The organism is Gibbsiella greigii, from assembly GCF_039540155.1.
Lineage (GTDB): Bacteria > Pseudomonadota > Gammaproteobacteria > Enterobacterales > Enterobacteriaceae > Gibbsiella > Gibbsiella quercinecans.
Genome location: NZ_BAABEM010000006.1, coordinates 86,584 through 108,857, shown reverse-complemented (window position 1 = coordinate 108,857; position 22,274 = coordinate 86,584). Strand labels below are relative to the sequence as shown.

Here is a 22,274-nt window from a genome sequence, read left to right as displayed (position 1 = left end):
GTGCTCATATTGAACATTATCCATCACAGAGATAAATAATTATGGCTCGATGGCCTGCGTTGCAGCTGTGTCATTTCCATCCCCGCTATTGGAGCCTGTGGTTTGGGCTGGCGGTTCTCTTTTTACTGGTTCAATTGCCTTATGCGTTTTTACTGGCGTTAGGTTGCCGTCTGGGGCGCCTTTCCATGCGCTTTATGAAGCGCCGCGTCGCGATTGCCAAACGCAATCTGGCATTAAGTTTCCCCCATCGTTCCGCCAGCGAGTTGGAAACGCTGCTAATGGATAATTTTTCTTCACTGGGTATAGCGTTGATGGAAACCGGGATGGCCTGGTTCTGGTCCGATCGGCGCATCAAAAAGTGGTTCAGCGTTACGGGGGCGGAGCATTTGGCGTCCGCTAGCGCTTGCCAGCGTGGCGTGATCGTCATCGGCGTGCACTTTATGACGCTGGAGCTGCATTTCAGGCTGCTTGGGCATTGCCGGCCGATGACGGTCATGTACCGGCCGCATAATAACGCTGTGTTGGAAATCATGCAGAAATGGGGGCGTGAGCGTTCCGGCAACACGTTGATTAACCGTAAAAACCTGATCGGCATGGTGCATCTTTTGCGCAACGACGGCGTTGTCTGGTTTGCCCCCGATCATGACAATGGGCCGAAAGGCAGCGTGTTCGTGCCGTTTTTTGCCGTCAAGCAAGCGGCCACCAGCAACGGGACGTTCACCATCGCCAGGCTGGCAAAACCGGCGTTGATCAGCGCCGTGGTGGTGCGTAACGCCGACGGCTCTGGGTATCAGCTCAGTATCTCGCCGGAGCTACATCATTTCCCGTATGACGATAATCTGGCGGCGGCAAACTATGTGAACCGCGTTATCGAGCAGGAAATTATGAAAGCGCCGGAGCAGTATCTTTGGCTGCATCGCCGTTTCAAAACCCGCCCGCCCGGCGAGGCTTCTTGCTACCCGTAAAACATGCGCATCGCTCGCCACATAGCGGGCGATGCGCCGTCAGTGGCCAACGCGGGTAATAAACGTTTCCGCCAGGCTAACGCCGGTGGCGGACAGGCTATGGCCAAGCCCTGGCAGCACGTGCAGTTCGCTGTCTACGCCCGCCTGTTGCAGTGCATGCTGCGCCCGTTCGCTTTCCTGCCACGGGATCACGTTGTCTGCGTCGCCATGGATCAACGCGACCGGCGTATCCAAGGCGAACTGGGCGGCGGCAGGCGGCACCAGCCGGCCGGAAAAGGCCACAATGGCTCCGTAGCGGCTGCGGCCAGACGCGACGGTATCCAGCGCCATAATCGATCCCTGGGAAAAGCCCACCAGTACCACCTGCCGGGGGCGATCGGCCAGGCCGTGCTGGGCTATGATCTGGGCAATGGTCTGGTCGAATGCCGCACGGGCGGCTACGATGCGCTCCAGGCGGTTGTTTTCGGTCACGCCGTCGACGCTAAACCATTGGTAGCCGCCGCCGTAATTGAACGGCCACGGCGCATTGGGCATGGCGAAACGGGCATTGGGCCAGCGCTGCTGCCAGATCTGCGCCAGTTGCGTAAAATCGTCGCCCCGGCTGCCAACGCCGTGCAAAAAGATGATCAATGATGGGGTCATCGGTTTTCCTCGTTGCCGTTATTCAGCCAACATCGGCCCGATGGGCACGATGCCATTCGGGTTCAGCGCCTTGATGGAATAATACCCCTGCTTGATGTGATCAATATTGACCGTCTCTTTAACACCGGGGATAGCCAGTATCGCCATCATATAGCGATGCAGCGCAGGGTAGTCTTTGAGCTGGCGCAGGTTGCATTTAAACAGGCCGTGATAGGCCACATCGAAGCGCACCAGGGTGACGAACAGGCGAATATCCGCCTCGGTAAACTGTGTGCGCAACAGCCAGGGGCCGGCCTGTGTCAGCCGCGCTTCCAGTTCGTCCAACATGGCGAATACGCCGTTGGCCGCTTCCTCGTAGGCCGCCTGGGTTGTCGCAAAGCCCGCGCGATAGACGCCGTTGTTCAACTGCGGGTATATGCGCGCATTCAGTGCGTCAATTTCCGGCGCCAACGCGGCCGGGTAAAGCGAGTAGTCATCGCTGGCCAGCGGGCCGAACCCGCTGTCCAGCATGCGCAAAATATCGGCCGATTCATTATTGACGATGGTTTGGCGCTTTTTATCCCATAGCACCGGCACCGTGGCCCGGCCGGTATAGTGGGCGTCCGCGCGGGTATAAAGTTCGTGAATATAATCGGCACCGTTCAGGGTATCGCGAGTGGCACCCGGGTAGTCGCCGAAGCGCCAGCCCTGATCGCCCAGATAGGGCTCCACCACCGAAACGGTGATCGCCTGTTCCAGCCCTTTCAGTTTCCGCACCATCAGGGTACGGCTGGCCCAGGGGCAGATCAGCGCCACATACAGATGATAACGGCCCGGCTCCGCCTGGAAGCCGGCATCGCCGGTTGGGCCAGCGCTGCCATCAGGCGTGACCCAGTGGCGAAAGCTTGATTGTTGGCGCAGAAAGCGCCCTTGCTCATCTGAAGCCTGCACTGGGTGCCATTCCGCCGTCCACTTACCGTCAACTAACATGGTTTCCTCCTGCCTGGGCCACAGCGGGCGATGCAGCCTGCCTGCATGGGTTATTTGCGTTTGCAGCTTGGTTTCAGAGCATAAGGGCCGTCGCCAATCAGCGCCAGGGAAATCAGGCCGACAATCCACAGCGCCGGGAATTCCCAACCGCCGTTCGGGTTATTGAAGAAGAACCCTGCGTGAATGTGCACGCTGAAAATCGCCCCAAGCAGGATCGGGATCGAAAGCAGCGCGGTAATGCGGCTCCAGATGCCGAGCAGCAGCGTTACGGCGGTAAACAGTTCCCACAAAATGGTCACGTAAGCCAGCCAGCCCGGCAGGCCGATGGAACCAAAGAAAGCCGCGGTGCCGCTTGGCGTAAAGACAAAAATCTTCATCCCGGCGTGGGCAAAAAACAGAATGCTTAATGCTACACGCAGCAGCAGGGCGGCATACGGGGCGGTTTTGCTGTCGATCATGTTGGTATCCTCAAATTAACGTCATTGCTGTAGGCAACAAGATACTCTCTTTCCTGTATTCGCATTAATCCGCCAAAATGAGATTTATTATTACGTTTTTGGTAACAATGGCTGCCAGCCTTGGTCCCATGCCGGCTCCCCACGGTAATGTTCAACCAGAAAGTTGATCAGTGCACGCACTGTGCCGGCCAACGAACGGGCCGCCGGGTAAACGGCATAAATACCGAGCGCGGGCGATTCCATGGTTTGCAACACGGCGGCCACTTCACCGCGCTGCAGGCTAGGGCCGGCGATAAAGCTGGGGATACGGGTGATGCCCAGCCCCTGTTTGGCTGCGACCAGGCAGGCTTCGGCGTTGGAAAAGTGCAGGCGGCCGGGAATGGTCACCGTTTGCTCTTTGCCCGCCAGGGTGAATTTCCAGCTAAAGGGATCGTGGAAGTTGGTATCGATAATGCAACTGTGCTCCAGCAGCGCCTGCGGGGTTTGCGGCACCCCGCAGCGGGCCAGATAGGCCGGGGAGGCCAGGTAAACGATGCGCGCATCGCATAGCCTGCGGGCGATCATGCTGCTGTCGGCCAGATTGCCGATGCGTATTGCCAGATCATACCCCTCATCGACCAGATGCACCAAGCGATCGGAGAAGTTCACATCCAGATGGATATCTGGGTACAGGCTGGCAAACGTGGTCAGCGCCAAGGTTAACTGCGCGGAGCCGAACGAAATGGGGGCGGAAAGGCGAAGGCGGCCAGAGGGCATCGCCGCTTCGTTGCGGATCGCAATATCCAGCGTGTCCAATTCTTCCAGCAGCAGCTTGATGCGCTCATAATAGGCTTTGCCCACGTCGGTTGGCGCCAGCGCGCGGGTGGTACGTTTGAATAACTGCACGCCAAGATAGGCTTCCAGGCGGCTAACCAGCCGCGAAGCCTGGGCTGCGCTGGTATTCATCCGCTCAGCGGCCTTGGCAAAACTGCCGAGTTCATAGATCGCGACAAACATGCGATCGCAGCTCAAGCGCTCCATCTTGATTCCACCCCGTTTATTTACCCGCGATTACTGTAACACAGGCGTTCATCTGCGCGTGAAATTGAGATTACGGCTTCGAGTAAATAAATATACCCTTCATACTTCGAGCCGCAGGTGCATTGGCTTTCCTCGCTCACCCCAGTCACTTACTGGAGTAAGCTCCTGGGGATTCGCTGCGTTGCCGTATGATTCGGCCATACGGCCTCACCCCTTCGGGGCCAGCGCTAGCGCTGTTCAAAAACGCTTTTGCGTTTTTGTCCTGCAACTCGAATTATTTTCGGTATAGCGTTATATATAATTTAATCGGTCTCCTTTATATTGATTATATAAATACTACTTTGTGGTTATTTAATTTAAGGCCGTTGAGTAATACCGATAAATTAATTCCCATGCCGGTGTGAATAATAATTTATGGATAAAAAAAGCATGATCGCGATCATTAAAATAAGCGTTTGCCAAACGTAGTATAATATTTTATACAACGCTGGGTGGGATATGAATAATAATCAAAGGAAGGCGCTCTTATTATGTGCGCTGGCCAGTCTGCTATCGCCTTTAGCACTGGCTGAAACAGCTAAAAAAAATGCCGATCAGAAAGTGGCTGCCGGCAGTGCGAACCAGGAAGAACAGATGGTGGTAACCGCCAAAGACGCGGCGCAACCGTCGACGGAAGACGCCGCCGCCGGGGCGGGGTTTGTCACGCCGGATATCAATTTAGGGCCGATAGGGGATAAAGACTGGGTAGATACGCCATATTCGACCAATACCATTACCCGGAATATGATCGATAACCAGCAGGCGAAAAGCGTAAGTGAAATGCTGAAATATACGCCCAGCACCCAGATGCAGGCGCGGGGGGGCATGGATGTTGGCCGGCCGCAAAGCCGCGGCATGCAAGGCAGCGTGGTGGCCAATAGCCGTATGGATGGGTTGAATATTGTTTCCACCACTGCCTTCCCCGTGGAAATGCTGGAGCGGCTGGATATTCTCAACAGCCTGACCGGTGCGCTTTACGGCCCCGCCAGCCCCGCCGGGCAATTTAACTTTGTGCAGAAACGCCCCACGGATCAGCCGTTGAACCGGGTGACTCTGGGTTATCAAAGCCGCAGCGCCATTTCCGGCCATGCCGATCTGGGCGGCCACTTTGACGATGAGAAAAAATTCGGCTATCGCCTGAATGTGCTGAATGAAGAAGGCGAAGGCAACGTGGATGACAGTACGCTGCGCCGCAAACTGGCCGCCATCGCGCTGGACTGGAATATTCAGCCGGGCACCAAGCTGGAACTCAATGCCAGCCGGTACGAATTCGTGCAGAAAGGCTACGTTGGGAGTTTTAGCTACGGCAAAGGGATCGATCTACCGAAAGCGCCGGATCCCAAACAAAAAGCGCTTGCTCTGAGCAGCGCCGGGATGGATCTCACCACCACCACCGCCAGCACGCGCCTGATTCATTACTTCTCACCCGACTGGTATATGACCGCCGGTGTGGGCTACCAGCAGGCCGATCGCGCCATGCGTTCGGTCAGCAGCACCATTATTAACAACCAGGGCGATATCAGCCGTTCGATCAGCGATTCGCCTGCGGCCGGGCGTTTTCGGGTACTTAGCAACACCGTAACTTTAAATGGCCACGCCGATACCGGCAGCATCGGGCACGATCTGGCCTTTGCCACCACGGGGTATAAATGGTCTATCTATACAGCCAAAGACAGCAGCACGCGCTATGATCTCGGCACCACGAATATTTACGCCCCGTCGGCGCTGGAAGAGCCTTCCGATGGCAAAATCCGCAAGCACGGCGCACGTTACAAATCCAGCGATACCAGCCAGCAGAGCATTACCGTGGGCGATACCATCACCTTTACCCCACGCTGGTCGGCGATGTTTTACCTCAGCCAAAGCTGGCTGGAAACGCGCAGCTACAACAGTACCGGCAGCAAGAAGAGCCAGGGTAATCAAAACGGCCTGAGCCCGACGGCGGCGTTGATGTACAAAATCACCCCGGCGGTGATGGCCTATGTCAGCTATGCCGATTCTCTGGAGCAGGGCGGCACCGCGCCGACCGGCCAGGGGGTAAAAAACGAAGGCCAGACGCTTAATCCCTATCGCAGTAAACAGTTGGAAGCGGGGCTGAAGGCCAACGTCGGCGGCATGAATTTAGGCACGGCGGTGTTCCGCCTGAAACGCCCCTTCGCCTTTGTTGATCCTGACGATCTGGTCTACAAGGAGCAGGGTGAGCAGGTGAATAACGGCCTGGAGCTGACGGCCAGCGGTGAAGTTTATCCGGGGCTGAATATCTACAGCGGCATCACGCTGCTTGATCCGAAGCTGAAAGACACCGTATCGGCCAGCACCAGCAACAAACGGGTGGTCGGGGTGCCGAAAGTCCAGGGCAACCTGCTGGTGGAATACGGCCTGCCTTCGATGCCGGAGCTGGTCTACACCGCCAACGTGCATTACACCGGCAAACGTGCGGCCAACGACACCAACACCACTTGGGCAGACAGCTATACCACGCTGGATCTCGGCGTGCGCTACAGCCACAAAATCTCGAATGTGCCGGCCACCTGGCGGGTTGGTGTGAATAATGTCACCAACGAGCATTACTGGGCCTCTATCTTCCCTGGGGATACCGACGGCAGCGGCAGTTCCGCCAGTGCGTTCCTTGGCAACGGCCGTGAAGTTCGGGCTTCTGTCACTTTTGATTTTTAATCAATTATCATGATAAGGAACACCGCCTGTCCCCGTTCACGGGGGCAGAGGTGTCTGGAAACTATGCGTCTCTCTTTTCTTCGCCGTTGTTGTGCCGCCCTGTTGGCGGCCGGTGTATTACTGGCGCCGGTATGCGGCCAGGCCCAGCCGCCGGCCAGCGCGGTTCGCATTGCTTCGCCGTGGCCGGCGCAAAATACCATTATCGCCATGCTGGGGTATGGGCAGAATATCGTCGGCACCTCGCTTATTGCCCAGAAAATCCCACTATTCAGGCAGGCGTTCCCAGCCATTGTGGATGTGCCGGCCATCAGCATGAATAGCAACCACGAAATTAACCCAGAACAGATCATCGGGCTGCGCACGGAGCTGCTGTTCGTGCCGGAAAACATGCAGTTGCCGCAAAAAGAGATGCTGGCCGCCGCCGGGGTGAAGGTGCTGGCGTTTAAGGCCAATTCAATGCAGGCGTTGGTCGAACGGGTGCTGGCAACCGGCAAGGTGCTCGGGCCTGACGCACAGGCCAAAGCGGTGAAGTATCAACAATACTTTGCTGACAATGTGCGGCGGGTGCGCATGCGCTTGCAGGGGCTCCCGGCAAATGAAAAGGTAGCGCTTTATCACAGCATGGGGAGCGCGCTCATCACCACGGGCCGGCCTTCACTGAACCAGGACTGGATGGATCTGGCCGGCGCGCAAAACGTGGCGGAAAACTGGTTCCGCGGCAAGCCGAACAGTTCAGGCGAGGTGCCGATGGAAACCGTCGCGCAGGCCAACCCGGATGTGATCGTGGTGATGAACAAGAAGGACGCCGAGATCATGCAGCATTCCCCGCAGTGGCAAGGGATCAACGCGATAAAAAATCACCGTGTCTACGTCAATCCGCGGGGAATGTTCTGGTGGTGCCGGGAAAGCAGCGAAGAGGCGTTGCAGTTTCTTTGGCTGGCGAAAACCCTGTACCCCGCGCGTTTCGCCGATATCGATATGGTGCAGGAAACCTGGCATTTCTACCATGAGTTCTTTGGGCTTGCGCTAACGCCCGCTGAGGTGAAGGCCATCCTGAATCCGTAGGGAACAGCCGGCGGCCTTGCTGTTATACGCCGTTGTTTAACCCATAATAGTTAAATTAAATCAATGTATTATGGGTTTTGGCTGCGTGCAGGTAAATAACCGCCTCAAGTTTTTGACTGCCAAACCGCAGATGTTAATATGGCTGCTTTCTACGCCGCTGACATATTGTGTAATCTGCTGATTGGGGATGGAATATTGAGCACTGGAAGCAAGCGGGTTTTACTGCAACGAATAACCCTATGCCTGTTGGCAGGGCTACTGCTGGCAGGTTGTTCCAGCAAAAATAGCTATAACCGCAATTATGACACGCTGCCGAAAGGCACCTACAGCGGCAAGACCTACACCGTCAAGCGCGGCGATACGCTGTATTACATTGCCTGGATCACCGGGAATGAAGTGGGTGAACTGGCGCGCATCAACAAAATCCGCCCGCCCTATAGCCTTGAAGTGGGGCAGGTGCTGCGGTTGAACGCATCGGCGCCGGCGCGTGCTTCATCAGGCAGCCGCAAGGCCGCCGCTTCGGCGATCGTCACTACACCGCCGCCGGGCACATCCCGCTGCTGGCGCTGGCCGACCAACGGCCAGGTGGTGCTTAAGTTTTCCACTACCGACGGCGGCAACAAGGGGATTGATATCGCCGGCCGCCGCGGCCAGCCGGTGTACGCTTCGGCAAAAGGCCGGGTGGTGTATGTCGGCAACCAACTGCGTGGTTACGGTAACCTGATCATGATTAAGCACGGTGAAGAGTTCATCACCGCCTATGCGCATAACGACACCACGCTGGTGCGCAACGGGCAGGACGTCAATGCCGGGCAGAAGATCGCCACCATGGGCAGCACCGGCACGGATTCCGTGCGGCTGCATTTCCAGATCCGCTATCGCGCCACCGCCATCGATCCGCTGCGTTATTTGCCAGCGCAGGGCACCACACCGCGCTGTAGCCGTTAAAGCCAAACGCCGCGGGGCTGCCGCGGCGTTTATCAATCCCAGCGCGGCGGTTTAGCCGCGGCCGTTAACCAGCGAATCGGCATTAATATCGGCGATGGATTTCGCGCCGGTGAGCGTCATCGCCACGCGCATCTCTTTATCGATCAGCTCCAGCAGGTTGCTTACCCCGGCTTCGCCGGCCGCCGCCAGTGCGTAAACAAAGGCGCGCCCCAGCAACACGCTGTCGGCGCCGAGCGCGATCATGCGTACCACGTCCAGCCCGGTGCGGATGCCGGAATCGGTCAGGAGGGTAATATCGCCTTTCACCGCATCGGCGATGGCGGGCAGGGCGCGTGCGGTCGAGAGCACGCCGTCAAGCTGCCGGCCGCCGTGGTTGGAGACGATAATACCGTCGGCCCCAAAACGCACGGCGTCTTTGGCGTCTTCAGGATCCAGGATGCCTTTAATGATCATCGGCCCTTTCCAGAATTCGCGGATCCACTCCAGATCTTTCCAGGAAATGGAGGGATCAAAGTTGGCGCCGAGCCAGCCGATGTAATCTTCCAGTTTGGTGGGTTGGCCGCGGTAGGTCGAGATGTTGCCCAGATCGTGCGGTTTGCCGTTAATGCCGACGTCCCATGCCCACTGCGGGTGCACCATTGCTTGCAGAATACGGCGCATCGCGGCATTCGGGCCGCTCATGCCGGAGTGGGCGTCGCGGTAACGGGCGCCGGGCACCGGCATATCCACGGTAAACACCAGCGTTTTCACCCCGGCCGCTTGGGCGCGTTCCAGTGCGTTGCGCATAAAGCCGCGATCTTTGAGCACATACAGTTGGAACCACATCGGCCGATCGATGGCTGGCGCTACCTCTTCGATTGGGCAAACAGAAACGGTGGAAAGGGTGAACGGAATGCCTTTTTTGGCGGCGGCCCGCGCCGCCTGCACCTCACCGCGCCGCGCATACATACCGGTTAATCCGACCGGCGCCAGTATCACCGGCATCGCCAGCTTTTCACCGAACAGCGTGGTTTCCAGGCTCAGTTCCGACATGTTGCGCAACACGCGCTGGCGCAGGGCGATATCTGCCAGATCGGCAGTATTGCGGCGCATTGTATGTTCGGCATAGGCGCCGCCATCAATATAGTGAAACAGGAAAGGCGGCAATTTTGCCTGAGCGGCGGCACGGTAATCGGTTGAAGCGGAGATAATCATAGTTTGTATCCTTATGCGTTAACTGAAAGCCCCCAGCTGGTTGAACCCCGCGGTGCCGGTTGGGGCGGCTTTAACTTCCCTTTGCATGACTGGCCTGCTCCGTTGCGGAGCGAACCATCCCTGTGCCCGTGAGCGGCAGAATAGAATCTGTTGCGCGGGCTTATTGCGTTATCCGTATTTTTTCTGCGGCAACCCATGCCGCTTGCAACAATATCTTATTCTAATCACAACCATTATTAATGTTCCATGCTTCAATTTTTTAACAAATTAATGGAGGGCATATTGTCTGCATGCTGTGGGTATTTGATTTATAGGGTTATTTATTTAATGACATTAAAATCAGTTAATTAGCTTTTTTTATTGCGAGAGGGGAAATAGGGGAACCGTGATTACGCCGTAATTTTCACGAGATTATGTCTAAAAATGCAGTAATTAACGCCCGGATTGCGGCCGGGTGAGAATAATAATGTGATCAGCTTCAAAAATAATGGCCGATGTTTTTATAGGCGATGATCAGATGTTCAATCAGCAGGCGTATTTTTAACGGCAGGTTGCGGGTATACGGATAAACGGCATAGACGCCCAGCACCTTGCCGCAGTGCCCGGCCAGTATTTCCACCAGTTTTCCTGCCATCAAATCTTCGTACACCATGCAGCGTGGAACCATCGCAATGCCATAGCCGCTGAGCACGGCTTTGCGGATTGCGCGGGCATTGTTGGCGGAAAAGTTGCCGTTGACCCGCAGCTCATAAATTTCGCTGCCGCCGGGGCGCTTCATCAGCCAGTTGGCGGTGCCGTTTTCCTGATAGGTATAGGTCAGGCAGTTATGGCTGAGCAGATCGTCCGCCGTTTGCGGCTGCGGGTGCTGTTGCAGGTAACTGGGTGAACAGACAATCACCCAACGTGAATCGAGAATCGGCCGGGCGATCAGACTGGAGTCCGGCATGGTGCCGGTGCGGATGGCCAGATCGATACCTTCGTTGACCAGATCGGCAAAGCGGTTTTCCAGGCGCATTTCTACTTTTAGCTGCGGGTGGCGGGCACAAAATTCCGCTACGCTTTCACTGAGCAGCAGTTCGCCGGAAATGGTAGGCACCGACATGCGGATCACCCCGGTGAGTTCGTCGCTTTTCTCGCTGACGGCATACAGGGCGCCCTGGATTTGCTGGCTGATATCTTTGGCTTGGCGATACAGCGCCTGGCCGTTTTCGGTCAGGGTCAGGCTGCGTGTGGTGCGGTAAAGCAGACGTGCGCCGAGGGATTTTTCCAGGCGGCCGATGCGTTTGCTGACGACGGAACTGGTGATGCCCGCGGCTTCCGCCGCTTTGCTGAAAGAGCCGCAGTCGACAATCAGTGCGAACAGCAGCAGGTCGTTGGCGTATTCGTGACTGGCTAACATAACGCTCCGTGTTTTCAAGGCGGGTTGGGCGTAAGTTTACGGCATGCCGGTCAGTAATCAATCACTTCGCGCGCCGCCCGTTGGGCAAAGCGAATCGGCCGCGGCGAACATGCACCATAGCGGTACGGCGCCGAAACATAGTATATTAATGGCTTAACGCCTGTGTCATTGAGGAGACTGCATGTCGTTTTATAGCCCGCGTCGCATAGTCCTTTATACCGCAGCGGTGATCGCCATCCTGGTTATCGTCGGGTTGGTGACGCATTTTACCGTTGGTTGGTTGAACTGAATTTAGCGTTTCTTTCTACCGAGCCGGGCATTGGGCACGCCGTTCGGGCGTATCCCCGGCAAGCGCAGATAACAACATACAGCACCGTTTTGCCGGCAGCCGGGCTTTCATCGCCCGGCTGCTTGCGTTTACGCCCCGCCTGGCAGCGGGTTAACTGTCATGATGGCCGGTTGATTTTCCTGGCGGCAGAAGCGCCAGCAGGTCTGATGATACTTCGCCACGCTGTTGCGGTGTGCGACGCTAATCAGTGTAACTTCCGGTAGCTCGCTCAGCAGCAGGCTGTACATTAGTTGTTCGGTTTCATCATCCAGCGCGCTGGTGGCCTCATCCAGGAACAGAATATCCGGCCGGGTGAGGATCGCCCGTGCAAACGCCAACCGCTGCTGCTCGCCGGGCGAAAGCCGGTGGCTCCAGTTGGCGGCGGTATCCAGCCAGCGTTGCAGGTGCTTCAACTGGCATTTTTCCAGCGCGGCCAGCAACTGCTCATCGTTGTATTCTGCCGCCAGGTGCGGGTAGCTCAGCGCCTCGCGCAGCGTACCGATCGGGATATAGCTGCGCTGCGGCAGGAACAGCGTGCTGGCGGTATCATCAATCCCGATAGTACCCGAGCCGTAAGGCCAGATCCCGGCGATAGCGCGCAGTAGCGTGGATTTGCCGCAGCCGGATGGGCCGACGATCAGCACCCGCTCACCGCGTTTAGGCGCCACGTTGGCGTTGGCCAACAGTGCCTGGCCGTCCGGCAACTGCAGCCCCAGGTTATGCAGCGCCAGCGGCGCATCGTCTTCATACTGGGTAGTGATACCGTAGGACTGGTGGTGTACCTGATCGATGGCGGCGTTGAAGCCGGCTAAACGGTTGACGCAGGCTTTCCAGGTGGCCAAATTGTTGAACGCATCGATAAACCAGGACAGCGCGCCCTGCACCTGGCCGAAGGCCGAGGCGATCTGCATCAGCCCGCCCATTTGAATGGCGCCAGAAAAATAACGCGGTGCCGCCACCAGGATCGGGAAAATATTGGCGAACTGGCCATAGAAGTTGGAGGCGATATTCAACCGCCGGGTGACGCGCATGATCGCCCACCAGTTGTTGCGGATCGCGGCAAAGCGGCCGCTCAGCTGCTGTGCTTCGCTTGGCTCGCCGTGATAAAGCGCGATGGCGTCGTTATTTTCGCGGATGCGAATGAGGCCAAAACGGAAGTTTGCCTCATAGCGTTCCTGGTTAAAGCCCAGCAGCACCAGCGGCTTGCCGATCCACCAAATCAACAGTGAACCCAACACGGCATACAGCAGGGCAAACCATACCATGTAGCCCGGAATGGAAATGCTGTGATCGCTGATGGCAAAGGTGAGCGGGCCGCTGATGTTCCACAAAATAGTAATAAAGGAAAACAGCGTGACCAGGCTGGAAAGCAGCCCCAGCGACAGCGACAGGGTGTACTGGGTGAGCACGTCCAAATCTTCGGCGATACGCTGGTCCGGGTTATCTATCGTCTGCTGCTGTTCGGTATGGTAATAGGCCTGATGCGCCAGCCACTTATCCATGTATTTGTGGGTCATCCAGTTGCGCCAATGCATCTGCAGGCCCTGCGTCAGATAGACCTTATACACCGCCAGCACGATAAAAATCAGCGCCAGATAGGTGAAGCGCCATAGCTGCTGCTTGAACACCGGAAAGTTTTTATTTTGCAGCGCATCGTAGAACACTTGGTTCCACTGGTTCAGCAACACGCTGATGTAAACCAGGCCCAGAGAGAGGGCGATGATGGCGACCAGCATTGCCCAGGCGCGCCATTTTTCTTCGGATACCCAAAAGGGTTTGATTAACTGCCAAACAGCATGTTTAGGGGCGGTATTTTCGTGTGTAGTACTCATACTCTTCCAATTAAATCAGCAGATTGCCAGGCCACGGGGGGCGAGAGCCGCTGCTTTTCAGCATGGGCGTGGCAACGGTAACAAACAAACGGTGTGTTGTAAGTAGTTTTTTCGTTACCAGGCGTTTGCATGATTATGGCGTGTGGAAGAGGCCTGCGGGTGTGCCTGATCGGGCACGGGGCAATGCGCGGCTGCCCGGTTACGCCGGGGGCAGCGCGTTTTTCAGCATCGCTTTCCAGCCTTCGGCGTCGCCCAAATAGGGCGCCAACGGGAGTTGCCGCAGTTGCCCGCCGCTATCCTCCAGGGCAACGGTCGGGAAACCCTGGCCGCGCACGCGGGCCAGCAGCTCGCGGCTTTGTGCAATGTGCTGATGCGTTGTTTCGCCGCGCTTAAACCGCATTTCGGCGATGAACATAGCCGAGGGCAGGCCAAGCTCTTTTGCCAGCGATTCCAGCACCGGGGTATCGGCAATGCGGCGCCCTTGCTGATAGAGCGCCTGTTGCAGCCGGTGCAGCATCGCCAGCCCATGGCCGCCGAGCGCTTCGGCCGCCAGGATGGTGGTGATCGGCGGCTCGGAATCCAACACTGCCGTGGTGTCATGCAGCAGGCCGTTAAAATACGCTTCGCCAAAGGGCTGGCCGGTCAGTTGTGCGATGCGCTTGTCATGCGGCAGCACATGGCGGCGCCATTCATCATCGATGTTGCGGCGATTATCGCCGGCCATCATGCCGCCGGCGTGTAACGCTATACGCAAGCCAGGCAGGTTTTGCGCCGCCCGGATCAATGGCGCGGCGCCATAGCACCAGGCGCACAGCGGATCGAAAATATAGTGCAGCGTTGCCGTACTCATGATGTCACCTCCGCGGTTCCCGTTCGCCCGTTTACTGCGGCCATTGCATCTCGCCCTTCAACACCTTGGCGCTCATTTCCAGGCTCGATTCGTCTTGCAGGGCGGGATAGTGCTTTTTCATCGCCGCGATCAGTTCGGCGGCATTACGGGCTTTGGGCAACTCAGCTTCAAGCGTGCTCAGGTAGCGTTGGGTAAAGGTGACCGATTCCAGGGTTTGCGCCGCGCCCGGCAGATAATGCCCCGGTACTACCGTCTGTGGTTGCAACGCCTGGATGCCGGCAAGGGTTTGCTGCCAGTGAACGCGCGAGGCTTTGGTTTGCGTATCTGCCATCCACAGATGGATGTTGTTGCCGGAAACCGGCACCCCGCCGACCACCGCCTTCAGCACCGGGATCCACACATAGGTGCGGTCCGGCGTTGGGCCATTCAGGCCCTTGATCGCGATCTTTTGGCCGTCAACGCTAAAGCTGTCGCCCTGCAACGGCTGCGGCACAATCAACTTGCGTGGCGCGTTTTCTTTCAGGATGGGCCCCCAATAGGCCAACTTGCCGTCTTTGCTGGTGTTGATCGCGTTGATGGTCGCCGGCGAGGCGATGATTTTCGCCGCCGGGAAGGCGGCCTGAATCACGTCCAGGCCGAAATAGAAATCCGGATCGGAATGGCTGATGTAGACGGTAGTCAGTTTCTTGCCGCCGGCCTTGATCTTTTTCACCAACGCTTCAGCGTCATTGCGCTGAAACTGCGCATCGATCAGCGCCACTTCGTGTTGGCCGCTGATAATTTCGGATGATACCGGGAAGATGCTTTTTTCCCCTGGGTTATAAACTTCCAGCGTCAGTGGCGGCGTGATGGCGGCGGCGCTTAACGTGGTGGTGGCGCTGAGAGCCAGCGCCAGAAAAAGGTGTTTGAACATGTGTGGTGCCTTATATGTGATGACGTTAGCGCTATAGGATAGGTTGCATAAAACGAACGAAAAACTGGATAATCTGCAATTATCAATTGCGTAAATCGAGCGAATTATGGATCGCATTATCGCGGCAGAGGTCTTCGTCGCCATTGTCGAGCGCGGCAGCATGATTGCGGCGGCCGAAGCGTTGGGCATGTCGCGCGCCATGGTGACGCGTTATCTGGCGCAGATGGAGCAGTGGGCCGGCGCACGCCTGTTGCACCGCACCACGCGCCGCCTGAGCCTGACGGATGCCGGCGAACGCACGTTAGAACGCTGCCGCCGGATGTTGGCGCTGGCCGGTGAGATCGATCTGGCCAATGGCGAACAGGGGGATGCGCTGCGCGGTTTGCTGCGTATCAGTTGTTCGCAGTCGCTGGGGCAAAGCGCATTGGCCCGCGCGGTGGTGGAATATCAGCGGCATTACCCGCAGGTGGCGGTCGATATGCAGATGAGCAACCGCACGGTGAACCTGGTGGAAGAGCGGATTGATTTGGCATTGCGTATCACCAACGAACTGGATCCCAACCTGATCGCCCGGCCGCTCTCCACCTGTGATTCAGTGGTCTGCGCCGCACCGGCCTATTTGGCCGCGCACGGCATCCCGCGCCAGCCGCAGGATCTGGCGCTGCATAACTGCCTGACCTATTCCTATTTCGGTAAAAGCCTGTGGCACTTTAACCATCCTGATGGGGAAACCGCAGTGGCGGTGAGCGGCAACCTGAGCGCCAATGAATCGATGGTGTTGATGACCAGCGCCCTGCAGGGCGCTGGCATTACGCTTCAGCCTTACTATTCGGCGGCGCCGTTGCTGGCCAGCGGCGAACTGGTGGAACTGCTGTCGGCATACCGGCCGCGGGCGATGGGGATTTATGGCATTTATACCTCACGCCACCAAATGCCGGCGGCGGTGCGCACCATGCTGGATTTTCTGGTGGCGTGGTTCGCCAATGATGCGCAGTGGCGTGCCGGGTTACGCTAATGTTATTAACGCTATTGTAACATTTGCACACATTTTTCATCATTAGCCCATTCAATCGCTTAGCGCGCCGCCAGTGGTTTTTTCTGCGCTGCGGGCGTTTTGCTACTGGCGGACTTTTTACCTGCCATGCTATTGCTATAAATGGGAACACGCTGTTTTTCCTGGGTTATATCTATCTTGCAAGCCGCTGGGGCGCTTCGCCGTGCGGCGTCTTTGTTTTCATCTTGGCGGCCGTCCGGCCGTTCACCGCGTTTCGTCTTTAATCTGCTCTGCGCACGTTGCAGCGGGGCGTTGTTGATTGGGAGCGTAATACATGCCGGTTTCACTGTTTGCACTGGCGCTAAGTGCATTTGCCATTGGCACGACTGAATTTGTCATTATGGGGCTGTTGCCGGAGGTGGCCGGCGATTTGCAGGTGTCGATTCCCAGCGCCGGCTGGCTGATCTCCGGCTATGCGCTGGGGGTGGCGATCGGCGCGCCGATCATGGCGTTGCTGACCGCCCGCCTGCCGCGCAAAAAAACGCTGTTGTTGCTGATGACGATTTTTATCGTGGGCAATCTGATGTGCGCGCTGGGCTACAGCTACGGTTTCCTGATGTTGGCGCGGGTGATTACCGCACTGTGCCACGGCGCTTTCTTTGGCATCGGCGCCGTGGTGGCGGCCAACCTGGTGGCGCCGAACCGCCGGGCCTCTGCGGTGGCGATGATGTTTACCGGGCTGACGCTGGCGAACGTGCTCGGCGTGCCGTTGGGGACGGCCCTGGGGCAGATGTTGGGCTGGCGTTCCACATTTTGGGCGGTATCGCTGATTGGGGTGCTTTCCCTGCTGGCGCTGTATACCAAACTGCCGGAGGTGCGCGATGAAGCGCCGGCCGAATTGAAAAAGGAACTGGCGGCGCTGCGCAGCGGCGGCATTTGGCTGTCGCTGCTGATGACGGTGGCATTCGCCGCATCGATGTTTGCGCTGTTTACCTATATCGCGCCGCTGTTGACGGAAGTGACCGGCGTAGCGCCCGCCGGGGTCAGTTGGACGCTGCTGTTGATGGGGGTTGGCCTGACGCTGGGCAATATCCTCGGCGGCCGCCTGGCGGACTGGCGCCTGGGGGTGACGCTGACCGGCGTTTTCCTGGCGATCGCTTTTTTCTCCGCATTGTTTCACTGGACCAGCCATTCGCTGGTGCCGGCCGAGTTAACGCTGTTCCTGTGGGCGGCGGCCTCGTTTGCCGCGGTGCCGGCGCTACAGATTAACGTAGTGGCCTACGGCAAAAAAGCGCCCAACCTGGTTTCCACCCTTAACATTGCCGCCTTTAACCTGGGCAATGCGCTGGGCGCCTGGGCCGGTGGCCGGGTGATTGCGCATGGCTTCGGGCTGACCGCGGTGCCGCTGGCGGCGGCGTTGATCGCCGCGTTCGGCCTGGCGTTGTGCCTGCTGACCTTCGGGCGCATGCGGCGTATTCGGGCGCAGCACGGCGCTTAGCGTGCCGTTACCTCCGCCAGGCGGGCGGGCAGTTGTTCAACCTGCTGCTGCAGATGCTGAATAAAGGCGGTGACCAGCGCCGAAGACGGGCGGTGCAATGGCCGGATCAGGCTGACGGTAAAGGGCACCGCCGTACTGAATGGGCGCACGTGCACGCCGTTGCCGGCGTAATCCAGCGCCGTCAACGGGTTGACGATGGAAAGACCGACCCCCGCTTTTACCATGGCGCATACCGAAGCGGCGCTGTGGGTTTCCATCACCAGCCGGCGATCAACCCGCTGCTCCTGGAACAGGGCGTCAAGCAACTGGCGGTAGCTGTCGGTGCTGGACAGGCTGATGTAATTCTCGCCGTCGAAATCCTGCGGCGTCAGGATTTTTTTGGCCGCCAGCGGGTGCCCGGCGGGCAAGACGCACACTTCATCCAGCGCCATCAGCGTTAGCCGCTCTGTGCCGGCGGGGGTATGCGGGTTTTCCGTCAGGCCCAGATCGTGGCGCTGTGCCGACAGCCACTCTTCCAGCAGCGGCGACTCCTGCGGGATCACGCTGAAGCTGACCTCTGGATAACGGTCGATAAAAGGTTTGCAGATCGCCGGCAGCAACGATTGCGAAAATACCGGCAGGCAGGCGATGGAAAGTTGCGCCTGTTGGAACTGTCGGATGCCAGCAGCGGCGTTGATGATGCGCTCCAGCCCGTAATAGGAGCGCTGCACTTCTTCATACAGCCTCAGCCCTTGCACCGTCGGGTATAGGCGGCCGCGCACCCGATCGAACAGCTGCAGCCGGATCAGTTTTTCAAAGCGCGCCAGCTCGCGGCTGACGGTCGGCTGGGAGGTTTGCAGCAATGCCGCGGCCTCGGTGAGGTTGCCGGTGGTCATCACCGCGTGGAAGATCTCAATCTGGCGCAGGGTAATGGTGTGCATGGGGCTCTCTGCTGGCGGCTAAAGCCATATCATAAATGAATAGACTATGGCGAAATAGATATTTTTCAGCCGTAACGGCTTACGGCATGATGATGAAAATCGTTATTTTAGGATGACTGCCATGCCACGCGCATTGAATGACACCACCACCGCTTTGAACGCCGCTAACCTGCTGGCGTTGCCGGCCCGCTTTGGTTGCCCAGTCTGGGCTTATGACGCCGAAATTATCAAACAACAGATCGCCCAACTGCGGCATTTCGATGTGATCCGCTTCGCCCAGAAGGCCTGTTCCAACATCCACATTCTGCGCCTGATGCGTGAGCAGGGCGTGAAGGTGGATTCGGTGTCGCTGGGGGAGATCGAGCGTGCGTTGCAGGCTGGTTTTCAGCCGGGCGGCGATGAGATCGTATTTACCGCCGATCTGCTCGATCAGGCGACGCTGGCGCGCGTCAGCGAGCTGAAAATCCCGGTCAACGCCGGCTCCATCGATATGCTGGAACAACTGGGGCAGTGCGCCGCCGGGCACCCGGTATGGCTGCGCGTTAACCCTGGGTTTGGCCACGGCCACAGCCAGAAAACCAATACCGGCGGCGAGAACAGCAAGCACGGTATCTGGTATGAAGATTTACCACAGGCGATTGAAAAGATTCAACGCCACGGCCTGCAACTGATCGGCGTACATATGCATATCGGTTCCGGCGTGGATTACCAGCACCTGGCGCGCGTTTGTGATGCCATGGTGCAGCAGGTGATTGCGCTGGGGCAGGATTTGCACGCCATCTCCGCCGGCGGCGGCCTGTCGATTCCCTATCAGCAAGGGGATGAGGCGATCGATACGGAAAACTACTTCGGTCTGTGGGACGCCGCACGGGCGCGCATTGCCGCGCACCTTGGCCACCCGGTGAAGCTGGAAATCGAACCGGGCCGTTTCCTGGTGGCGGAAGCCGGCGTGTTGGTGGCGCAAGTCCGCGCGGTGAAAGACATGGGCAGCCGCCACTTTGTGCTGGTGGACGCCGGGTTTAACGATTTGATGCGCCCTTCCATGTATGGCAGTTACCACCATATCTCGCTATTGCCGGCGGATGGCCGCACGCTTGCCGGGCAACCGCTGCGTGAAACCGTGGTTGCCGGGCCGCTATGCGAATCCGGTGATGTGTTTACCCAGCAGGCCGGCGGCGGCATTGAAACCCGCGCGCTGCCGCCGGTGCAGGTGGACGACTATCTGGTGTTCCACGATACAGGGGCCTACGGCGCTTCGATGTCGTCCAATTACAACAGCCGCCCGCTGTTACCGGAGGTGCTGTTTGAGCATGGCGTACCGCGCCTGATCCGCCGCCGGCAGACCATTGAAGAGCTGATCGCGCTGGAGCGGGTTTAGCCGAAGCCCGTGGGCCGGTGATTGCCGCCGGGCCATGGCTACTGCTCGGCGTAAGGCCCCGGCGCCACGGAATCACGCAGCCGCAGTTCGCCGGTAAACGGCGTCAGCGGCTGCGTTTTTTCATGGTTAATCAGGCGGAAGGCCTGCGTGATGGCGGCTTCAATCATTGCATCAATCGGCAGGTAGACGGTGGAAAGCGCCGGGTGCAGGTACGCTGCGCTGGGTTCATCGTCAAAGCCGAACAGCGAAACCTCCTGCGGCAGGCGTTTCCCCGCTTCATTCAGGGCTTTCATCGCGCCAATCGCCATATCGTCATTGCTGGCAAACAGGGCGCTGAACGCCACCTTGCGCGCCAGCAGCTCGCGGCAGCCGTGGTAGCCGCTGGGCACGCTGCTGTCGCCGTGGGCGATCAACTGTTCGTTATACGGCAACCGCTGCTGCTGCAAAGCTTGGCGATAGCCGGCCAGGCGCGCCTGGGCGGTTGGCGTGGCGATCGGCCCGGTGATGCAGGCGATCTCACGGTGCCCCTGGCGGATCAAATAGTCGACGGCGTTGAAGGCGGCGCGCTGCTGCTCAAAAAAAACGCAGCGTTCGCGCGCCTGGGGCAGATCGCGGTTGATGATCATCAACGGAACCGGCAGGGTGTTCAGCAGCGCCATCAGCGCGGGTTCGGACATAAAGCGGGTATAAAGAATAATCGCGTCGCAACGGCGGTCTGCCAGCAACTGCACCGCCTGCCGTTCATCCTCCGGCGAGTCATGGCCGTCGGTCACGATCAGGTGCTTGCCGCTGGCTTCCACCTGCTTGGCGGCCTGGCGTAGCAGGCGGCCAAAGTAGGGGCCGTCGAAGTTGGAAACCACCAACCCAATGCTGTTGGAGCTTTTATTGGCCAGCGACTGGGCGAGAAAATTCGGCCGGTAGCCCAACTCATCCATGGCTTTGAATACCGCGTCGCGGGTGCTTTTTTTCACCTGGCCGGTGCCGTTTAATACGCGTGATACCGTGGCTTTAGAAACCCCCGCGCGCAGGGCGACATCCAACATGGTGATCATCTGTGGCTAACCTCTTTCAACGTGCGCTATGACAAATTTTGCCGAGTTTAACATAGCGGCGTCAGCGATCGGCGCCCGTCAGGCTGGCGACCGAATGGCGGCGCACCAGCGTTGGGCTGAACATGTGGGTGGTCTCCGGCAGCGGCTGATTATTGGCCAGCGCTAACGCCAGCTCGGCGGCCTGGGTGGCCATCGCCACCACCGGATAGCGGATGGTGGTTAAGCGTGGGCGCAGGTAACGCGAGATCAACACATCGTCAAAGCCAATCAGCGAAATTTTTCCCGGCACGTCGATGCCGTTGTCGCTCAGTACAGAAAGAGCGCCGGCGGCCATCGGATCGTTATAGCAGGTGGCGGCGGTGAACGGTTTACTGCGCCCCAGCAGCTCGATCATCGCCTGTTCACCGCCGACCACGTCCGGCTCGCCATAGACAATCAGTTTTTCATCCAGCGCGATGTTGTGCTCTTGTAAGGCATCCAGATAGCCCTGCAAGCGGTCGGCCGCATCGGAAATCTTGTGCGTGGAGCAAAGGATCGCGATGCGCCGGTGCCCTTGTTGGATCAGATGGCGTGTGGCGAGCCTGGCGCCATAGCGATCGTCGAGCGCCACGCAGCGCTGCTCAAACCCCGGCAAGGTGCGGTTAATCAGCACCATACCTGGGATTTGCTCCATCCACACGCTCAGTTCGCTGTCGCTCAGCGCTTTGGCGTGCACTACCAGTGCGCCGCAACGGTGGCGCACCAGTTGCTCAATCGCCTGGCGTTCTTTTTCGGCATCGTGATAGCCGTTGCCAATCAGCAGGAAGTTGTGCGTGGCATAGGCCACTTGTTCCACCGCCTTGACCATCGTGCCGAAGAACGGATCGGAAACGTCGCTAACCACCAACCCCAGGGTTTCGGTGGATTGCTGTGCCAGCGCGCGCGCGTTGGCGTTGGGGTGGTACTGCAGTTGTTCCATCGCTGCCAGCACGGCGTTGCGCGATCCTTCGCTGGCTTTGGGCGAATTGTTGATGACGCGTGATACCGTGGCTACGGAAACGCCCGCAAGCCTGGCAACATCCTTTATCGTGGCCATAGTTTTCAATGATCCTGGGTAACCGCTTACACGCCCACAGTCTTGCGGAAAAAAACCGG

General features: G+C 58.2%; 19 protein-coding genes. 7 read left to right on the top strand and 12 right to left on the bottom strand.

All coding sequences use genetic code 11. The features are described from left to right. Nucleotides 1-41 precede the first annotated feature (41 nt). Complete coding sequence (lpxL, locus tag AC559G_RS03765; protein WP_498911414.1) at nucleotides 42-965, top strand: lysophospholipid acyltransferase family protein; 924 nt, start codon at nucleotides 42-44, stop codon at nucleotides 963-965. A 39-nt stretch (nucleotides 966-1,004) separates the two neighbouring features. Here the strand turns inward: lpxL and AC559G_RS03760 are convergent, their stop codons facing one another. The 4 genes from AC559G_RS03760 to AC559G_RS03745 form a co-directional block, all read right to left on the bottom strand. Beyond that, nucleotides 1,005-1,607 (bottom strand): alpha/beta hydrolase, encoded by a 603-nt coding sequence (locus AC559G_RS03760; RefSeq protein ID WP_498911412.1) that lies wholly within the window; start codon nucleotides 1,605-1,607, stop codon nucleotides 1,005-1,007. 18 nt (nucleotides 1,608-1,625) lie between these two features. Then, complete coding sequence (locus tag AC559G_RS03755; protein WP_498911410.1) at nucleotides 1,626-2,576, bottom strand: glutathione S-transferase family protein; 951 nt, start codon at nucleotides 2,574-2,576, stop codon at nucleotides 1,626-1,628. 50 nt (nucleotides 2,577-2,626) lie between these two features. Then, nucleotides 2,627-3,034, bottom strand: a complete 408-nt coding sequence (locus tag AC559G_RS03750) for a DoxX family protein (protein WP_498911408.1) — start codon at nucleotides 3,032-3,034, stop codon at nucleotides 2,627-2,629. Between the two features lie 90 nt (nucleotides 3,035-3,124). Then, nucleotides 3,125-4,054, bottom strand: a complete 930-nt coding sequence (locus tag AC559G_RS03745; protein WP_498911406.1) for a LysR family transcriptional regulator — start codon at nucleotides 4,052-4,054, stop codon at nucleotides 3,125-3,127. Between the two features lie 498 nt (nucleotides 4,055-4,552). On the opposite strand from AC559G_RS03745, the gene AC559G_RS03740 reads away from it, so the two are divergent. The 3 genes from AC559G_RS03740 (at nucleotide 4,553) to actS (ending at nucleotide 8,782) form a co-directional block, all read left to right on the top strand. Next, nucleotides 4,553-6,769 (top strand): TonB-dependent receptor, encoded by a 2,217-nt coding sequence (locus tag AC559G_RS03740; protein ID WP_498911404.1) that lies wholly within the window; start codon nucleotides 4,553-4,555, stop codon nucleotides 6,767-6,769. A gap of 63 nt (nucleotides 6,770-6,832) precedes the next feature. Beyond that, nucleotides 6,833-7,834 (top strand): ABC transporter substrate-binding protein, encoded by a 1,002-nt coding sequence (locus AC559G_RS03735; protein WP_498911402.1) that lies wholly within the window; start codon nucleotides 6,833-6,835, stop codon nucleotides 7,832-7,834. 195 nt (nucleotides 7,835-8,029) lie between these two features. After that, on the top strand, nucleotides 8,030-8,782 hold the full coding sequence (gene actS, locus AC559G_RS03730; RefSeq protein WP_498911400.1) for an amidase activator ActS: 753 nt from the start codon (nucleotides 8,030-8,032) through the stop codon (nucleotides 8,780-8,782). A 51-nt stretch (nucleotides 8,783-8,833) separates the two neighbouring features. Here actS and lldD read toward each other — a convergent pair whose 3' ends face one another. From lldD to AC559G_RS03705, 5 genes are all read right to left on the bottom strand, one after another. Further along, on the bottom strand, nucleotides 8,834-9,976 hold the full coding sequence (gene lldD, locus AC559G_RS03725; RefSeq protein WP_438596747.1) for an FMN-dependent L-lactate dehydrogenase LldD: 1,143 nt from the start codon (nucleotides 9,974-9,976) through the stop codon (nucleotides 8,834-8,836). A 478-nt stretch (nucleotides 9,977-10,454) separates the two neighbouring features. Further along, the gene (locus AC559G_RS03720; RefSeq protein ID WP_498911398.1) at nucleotides 10,455-11,375 is read right to left on the bottom strand and encodes a LysR family transcriptional regulator; all 921 of its coding nucleotides are present in this window, start codon (nucleotides 11,373-11,375) and stop codon (nucleotides 10,455-10,457) included. Between the two features lie 417 nt (nucleotides 11,376-11,792). After that, nucleotides 11,793-13,535 (bottom strand): ABC transporter ATP-binding protein/permease, encoded by a 1,743-nt coding sequence (locus AC559G_RS03715; protein ID WP_498911396.1) that lies wholly within the window; start codon nucleotides 13,533-13,535, stop codon nucleotides 11,793-11,795. Between the two features lie 199 nt (nucleotides 13,536-13,734). Continuing rightward, nucleotides 13,735-14,385, bottom strand: a complete 651-nt coding sequence (locus AC559G_RS03710; protein WP_498911394.1) for a DsbA family protein — start codon at nucleotides 14,383-14,385, stop codon at nucleotides 13,735-13,737. A gap of 31 nt (nucleotides 14,386-14,416) precedes the next feature. After that, complete coding sequence (locus AC559G_RS03705; RefSeq protein ID WP_498911393.1) at nucleotides 14,417-15,298, bottom strand: MBL fold metallo-hydrolase; 882 nt, start codon at nucleotides 15,296-15,298, stop codon at nucleotides 14,417-14,419. A gap of 106 nt (nucleotides 15,299-15,404) precedes the next feature. Here AC559G_RS03705 and AC559G_RS03700 point away from each other — a divergent pair, with 106 nt between their 5' ends. Together AC559G_RS03700 and AC559G_RS03695 are read left to right on the top strand one after the other, a co-directional pair. Beyond that, nucleotides 15,405-16,313 (top strand): LysR family transcriptional regulator, encoded by a 909-nt coding sequence (locus tag AC559G_RS03700; RefSeq protein WP_498911391.1) that lies wholly within the window; start codon nucleotides 15,405-15,407, stop codon nucleotides 16,311-16,313. A gap of 313 nt (nucleotides 16,314-16,626) precedes the next feature. Beyond that, nucleotides 16,627-17,790: an MFS transporter gene (locus AC559G_RS03695; protein WP_498911389.1), complete on the top strand. Its 1,164-nt coding sequence runs from the start codon at nucleotides 16,627-16,629 to the stop codon at nucleotides 17,788-17,790. On the opposite strand, the gene AC559G_RS03690 is transcribed toward AC559G_RS03695, so the two are convergent. Next, nucleotides 17,787-18,710: a LysR family transcriptional regulator gene (locus tag AC559G_RS03690; RefSeq protein WP_498911387.1), complete on the bottom strand. Its 924-nt coding sequence runs from the start codon at nucleotides 18,708-18,710 to the stop codon at nucleotides 17,787-17,789. The genes AC559G_RS03695 and AC559G_RS03690 overlap by 4 nt on opposite strands. 121 nt (nucleotides 18,711-18,831) lie before the next feature. On the opposite strand from AC559G_RS03690, the gene lysA reads away from it, so the two are divergent. Continuing rightward, on the top strand, nucleotides 18,832-20,088 hold the full coding sequence (lysA, locus tag AC559G_RS03685; protein WP_498911385.1) for a type III PLP-dependent enzyme domain-containing protein: 1,257 nt from the start codon (nucleotides 18,832-18,834) through the stop codon (nucleotides 20,086-20,088). Nucleotides 20,089-20,126: 38 nt separating this feature from the next. Here the strand turns inward: lysA and AC559G_RS03680 are convergent, their stop codons facing one another. Then, entirely contained in the window at nucleotides 20,127-21,140 is a 1,014-nt protein-coding gene (locus AC559G_RS03680; RefSeq protein ID WP_498911382.1) for a LacI family DNA-binding transcriptional regulator, read from the bottom strand. 61 nt (nucleotides 21,141-21,201) lie between these two features. Then, the gene (gene galR, locus AC559G_RS03675) at nucleotides 21,202-22,215 is read right to left on the bottom strand and encodes an HTH-type transcriptional regulator GalR (RefSeq protein WP_438596738.1); all 1,014 of its coding nucleotides are present in this window, start codon (nucleotides 22,213-22,215) and stop codon (nucleotides 21,202-21,204) included. Nucleotides 22,216-22,274 lie beyond the last annotated feature (59 nt).

Excerpts from the sequence above, each read along its gene's own strand:
- lpxL (WP_498911414.1), top strand. The coding sequence starts at position 42 with ATGGCTCGATGGCCTGCGTTGCAGCTGTGTCATTTCCATCCCCGCTAT.
- AC559G_RS03760 (WP_498911412.1), bottom strand. The coding sequence starts at position 1,607 with ATGACCCCATCATTGATCATCTTTTTGCACGGCGTTGGCAGCCGGGGC.
- AC559G_RS03755 (WP_498911410.1), bottom strand. The coding sequence starts at position 2,576 with ATGTTAGTTGACGGTAAGTGGACGGCGGAATGGCACCCAGTGCAGGCT.
- AC559G_RS03750 (WP_498911408.1), bottom strand. The coding sequence starts at position 3,034 with ATGATCGACAGCAAAACCGCCCCGTATGCCGCCCTGCTGCTGCGTGTA.
- AC559G_RS03745 (WP_498911406.1), bottom strand. The coding sequence starts at position 4,054 with ATGGAGCGCTTGAGCTGCGATCGCATGTTTGTCGCGATCTATGAACTC.
- AC559G_RS03740 (WP_498911404.1), top strand. The coding sequence starts at position 4,553 with ATGAATAATAATCAAAGGAAGGCGCTCTTATTATGTGCGCTGGCCAGT.
- AC559G_RS03735 (WP_498911402.1), top strand. The coding sequence starts at position 6,833 with ATGCGTCTCTCTTTTCTTCGCCGTTGTTGTGCCGCCCTGTTGGCGGCC.
- lldD (WP_438596747.1), bottom strand. The coding sequence starts at position 9,976 with ATGATTATCTCCGCTTCAACCGATTACCGTGCCGCCGCTCAGGCAAAA.
- AC559G_RS03720 (WP_498911398.1), bottom strand. The coding sequence starts at position 11,375 with ATGTTAGCCAGTCACGAATACGCCAACGACCTGCTGCTGTTCGCACTG.
- AC559G_RS03715 (WP_498911396.1), bottom strand. The coding sequence starts at position 13,535 with ATGAGTACTACACACGAAAATACCGCCCCTAAACATGCTGTTTGGCAG.
- AC559G_RS03710 (WP_498911394.1), bottom strand. The coding sequence starts at position 14,385 with ATGAGTACGGCAACGCTGCACTATATTTTCGATCCGCTGTGCGCCTGG.
- AC559G_RS03705 (WP_498911393.1), bottom strand. The coding sequence starts at position 15,298 with ATGTTCAAACACCTTTTTCTGGCGCTGGCTCTCAGCGCCACCACCACG.
- AC559G_RS03700 (WP_498911391.1), top strand. The coding sequence starts at position 15,405 with ATGGATCGCATTATCGCGGCAGAGGTCTTCGTCGCCATTGTCGAGCGC.
- AC559G_RS03695 (WP_498911389.1), top strand. The coding sequence starts at position 16,627 with ATGCCGGTTTCACTGTTTGCACTGGCGCTAAGTGCATTTGCCATTGGC.
- AC559G_RS03690 (WP_498911387.1), bottom strand. The coding sequence starts at position 18,710 with ATGCACACCATTACCCTGCGCCAGATTGAGATCTTCCACGCGGTGATG.
- lysA (WP_498911385.1), top strand. The coding sequence starts at position 18,832 with ATGCCACGCGCATTGAATGACACCACCACCGCTTTGAACGCCGCTAAC.
- AC559G_RS03680 (WP_498911382.1), bottom strand. The coding sequence starts at position 21,140 with ATGATCACCATGTTGGATGTCGCCCTGCGCGCGGGGGTTTCTAAAGCC.
- galR (WP_438596738.1), bottom strand. The coding sequence starts at position 22,215 with ATGGCCACGATAAAGGATGTTGCCAGGCTTGCGGGCGTTTCCGTAGCC.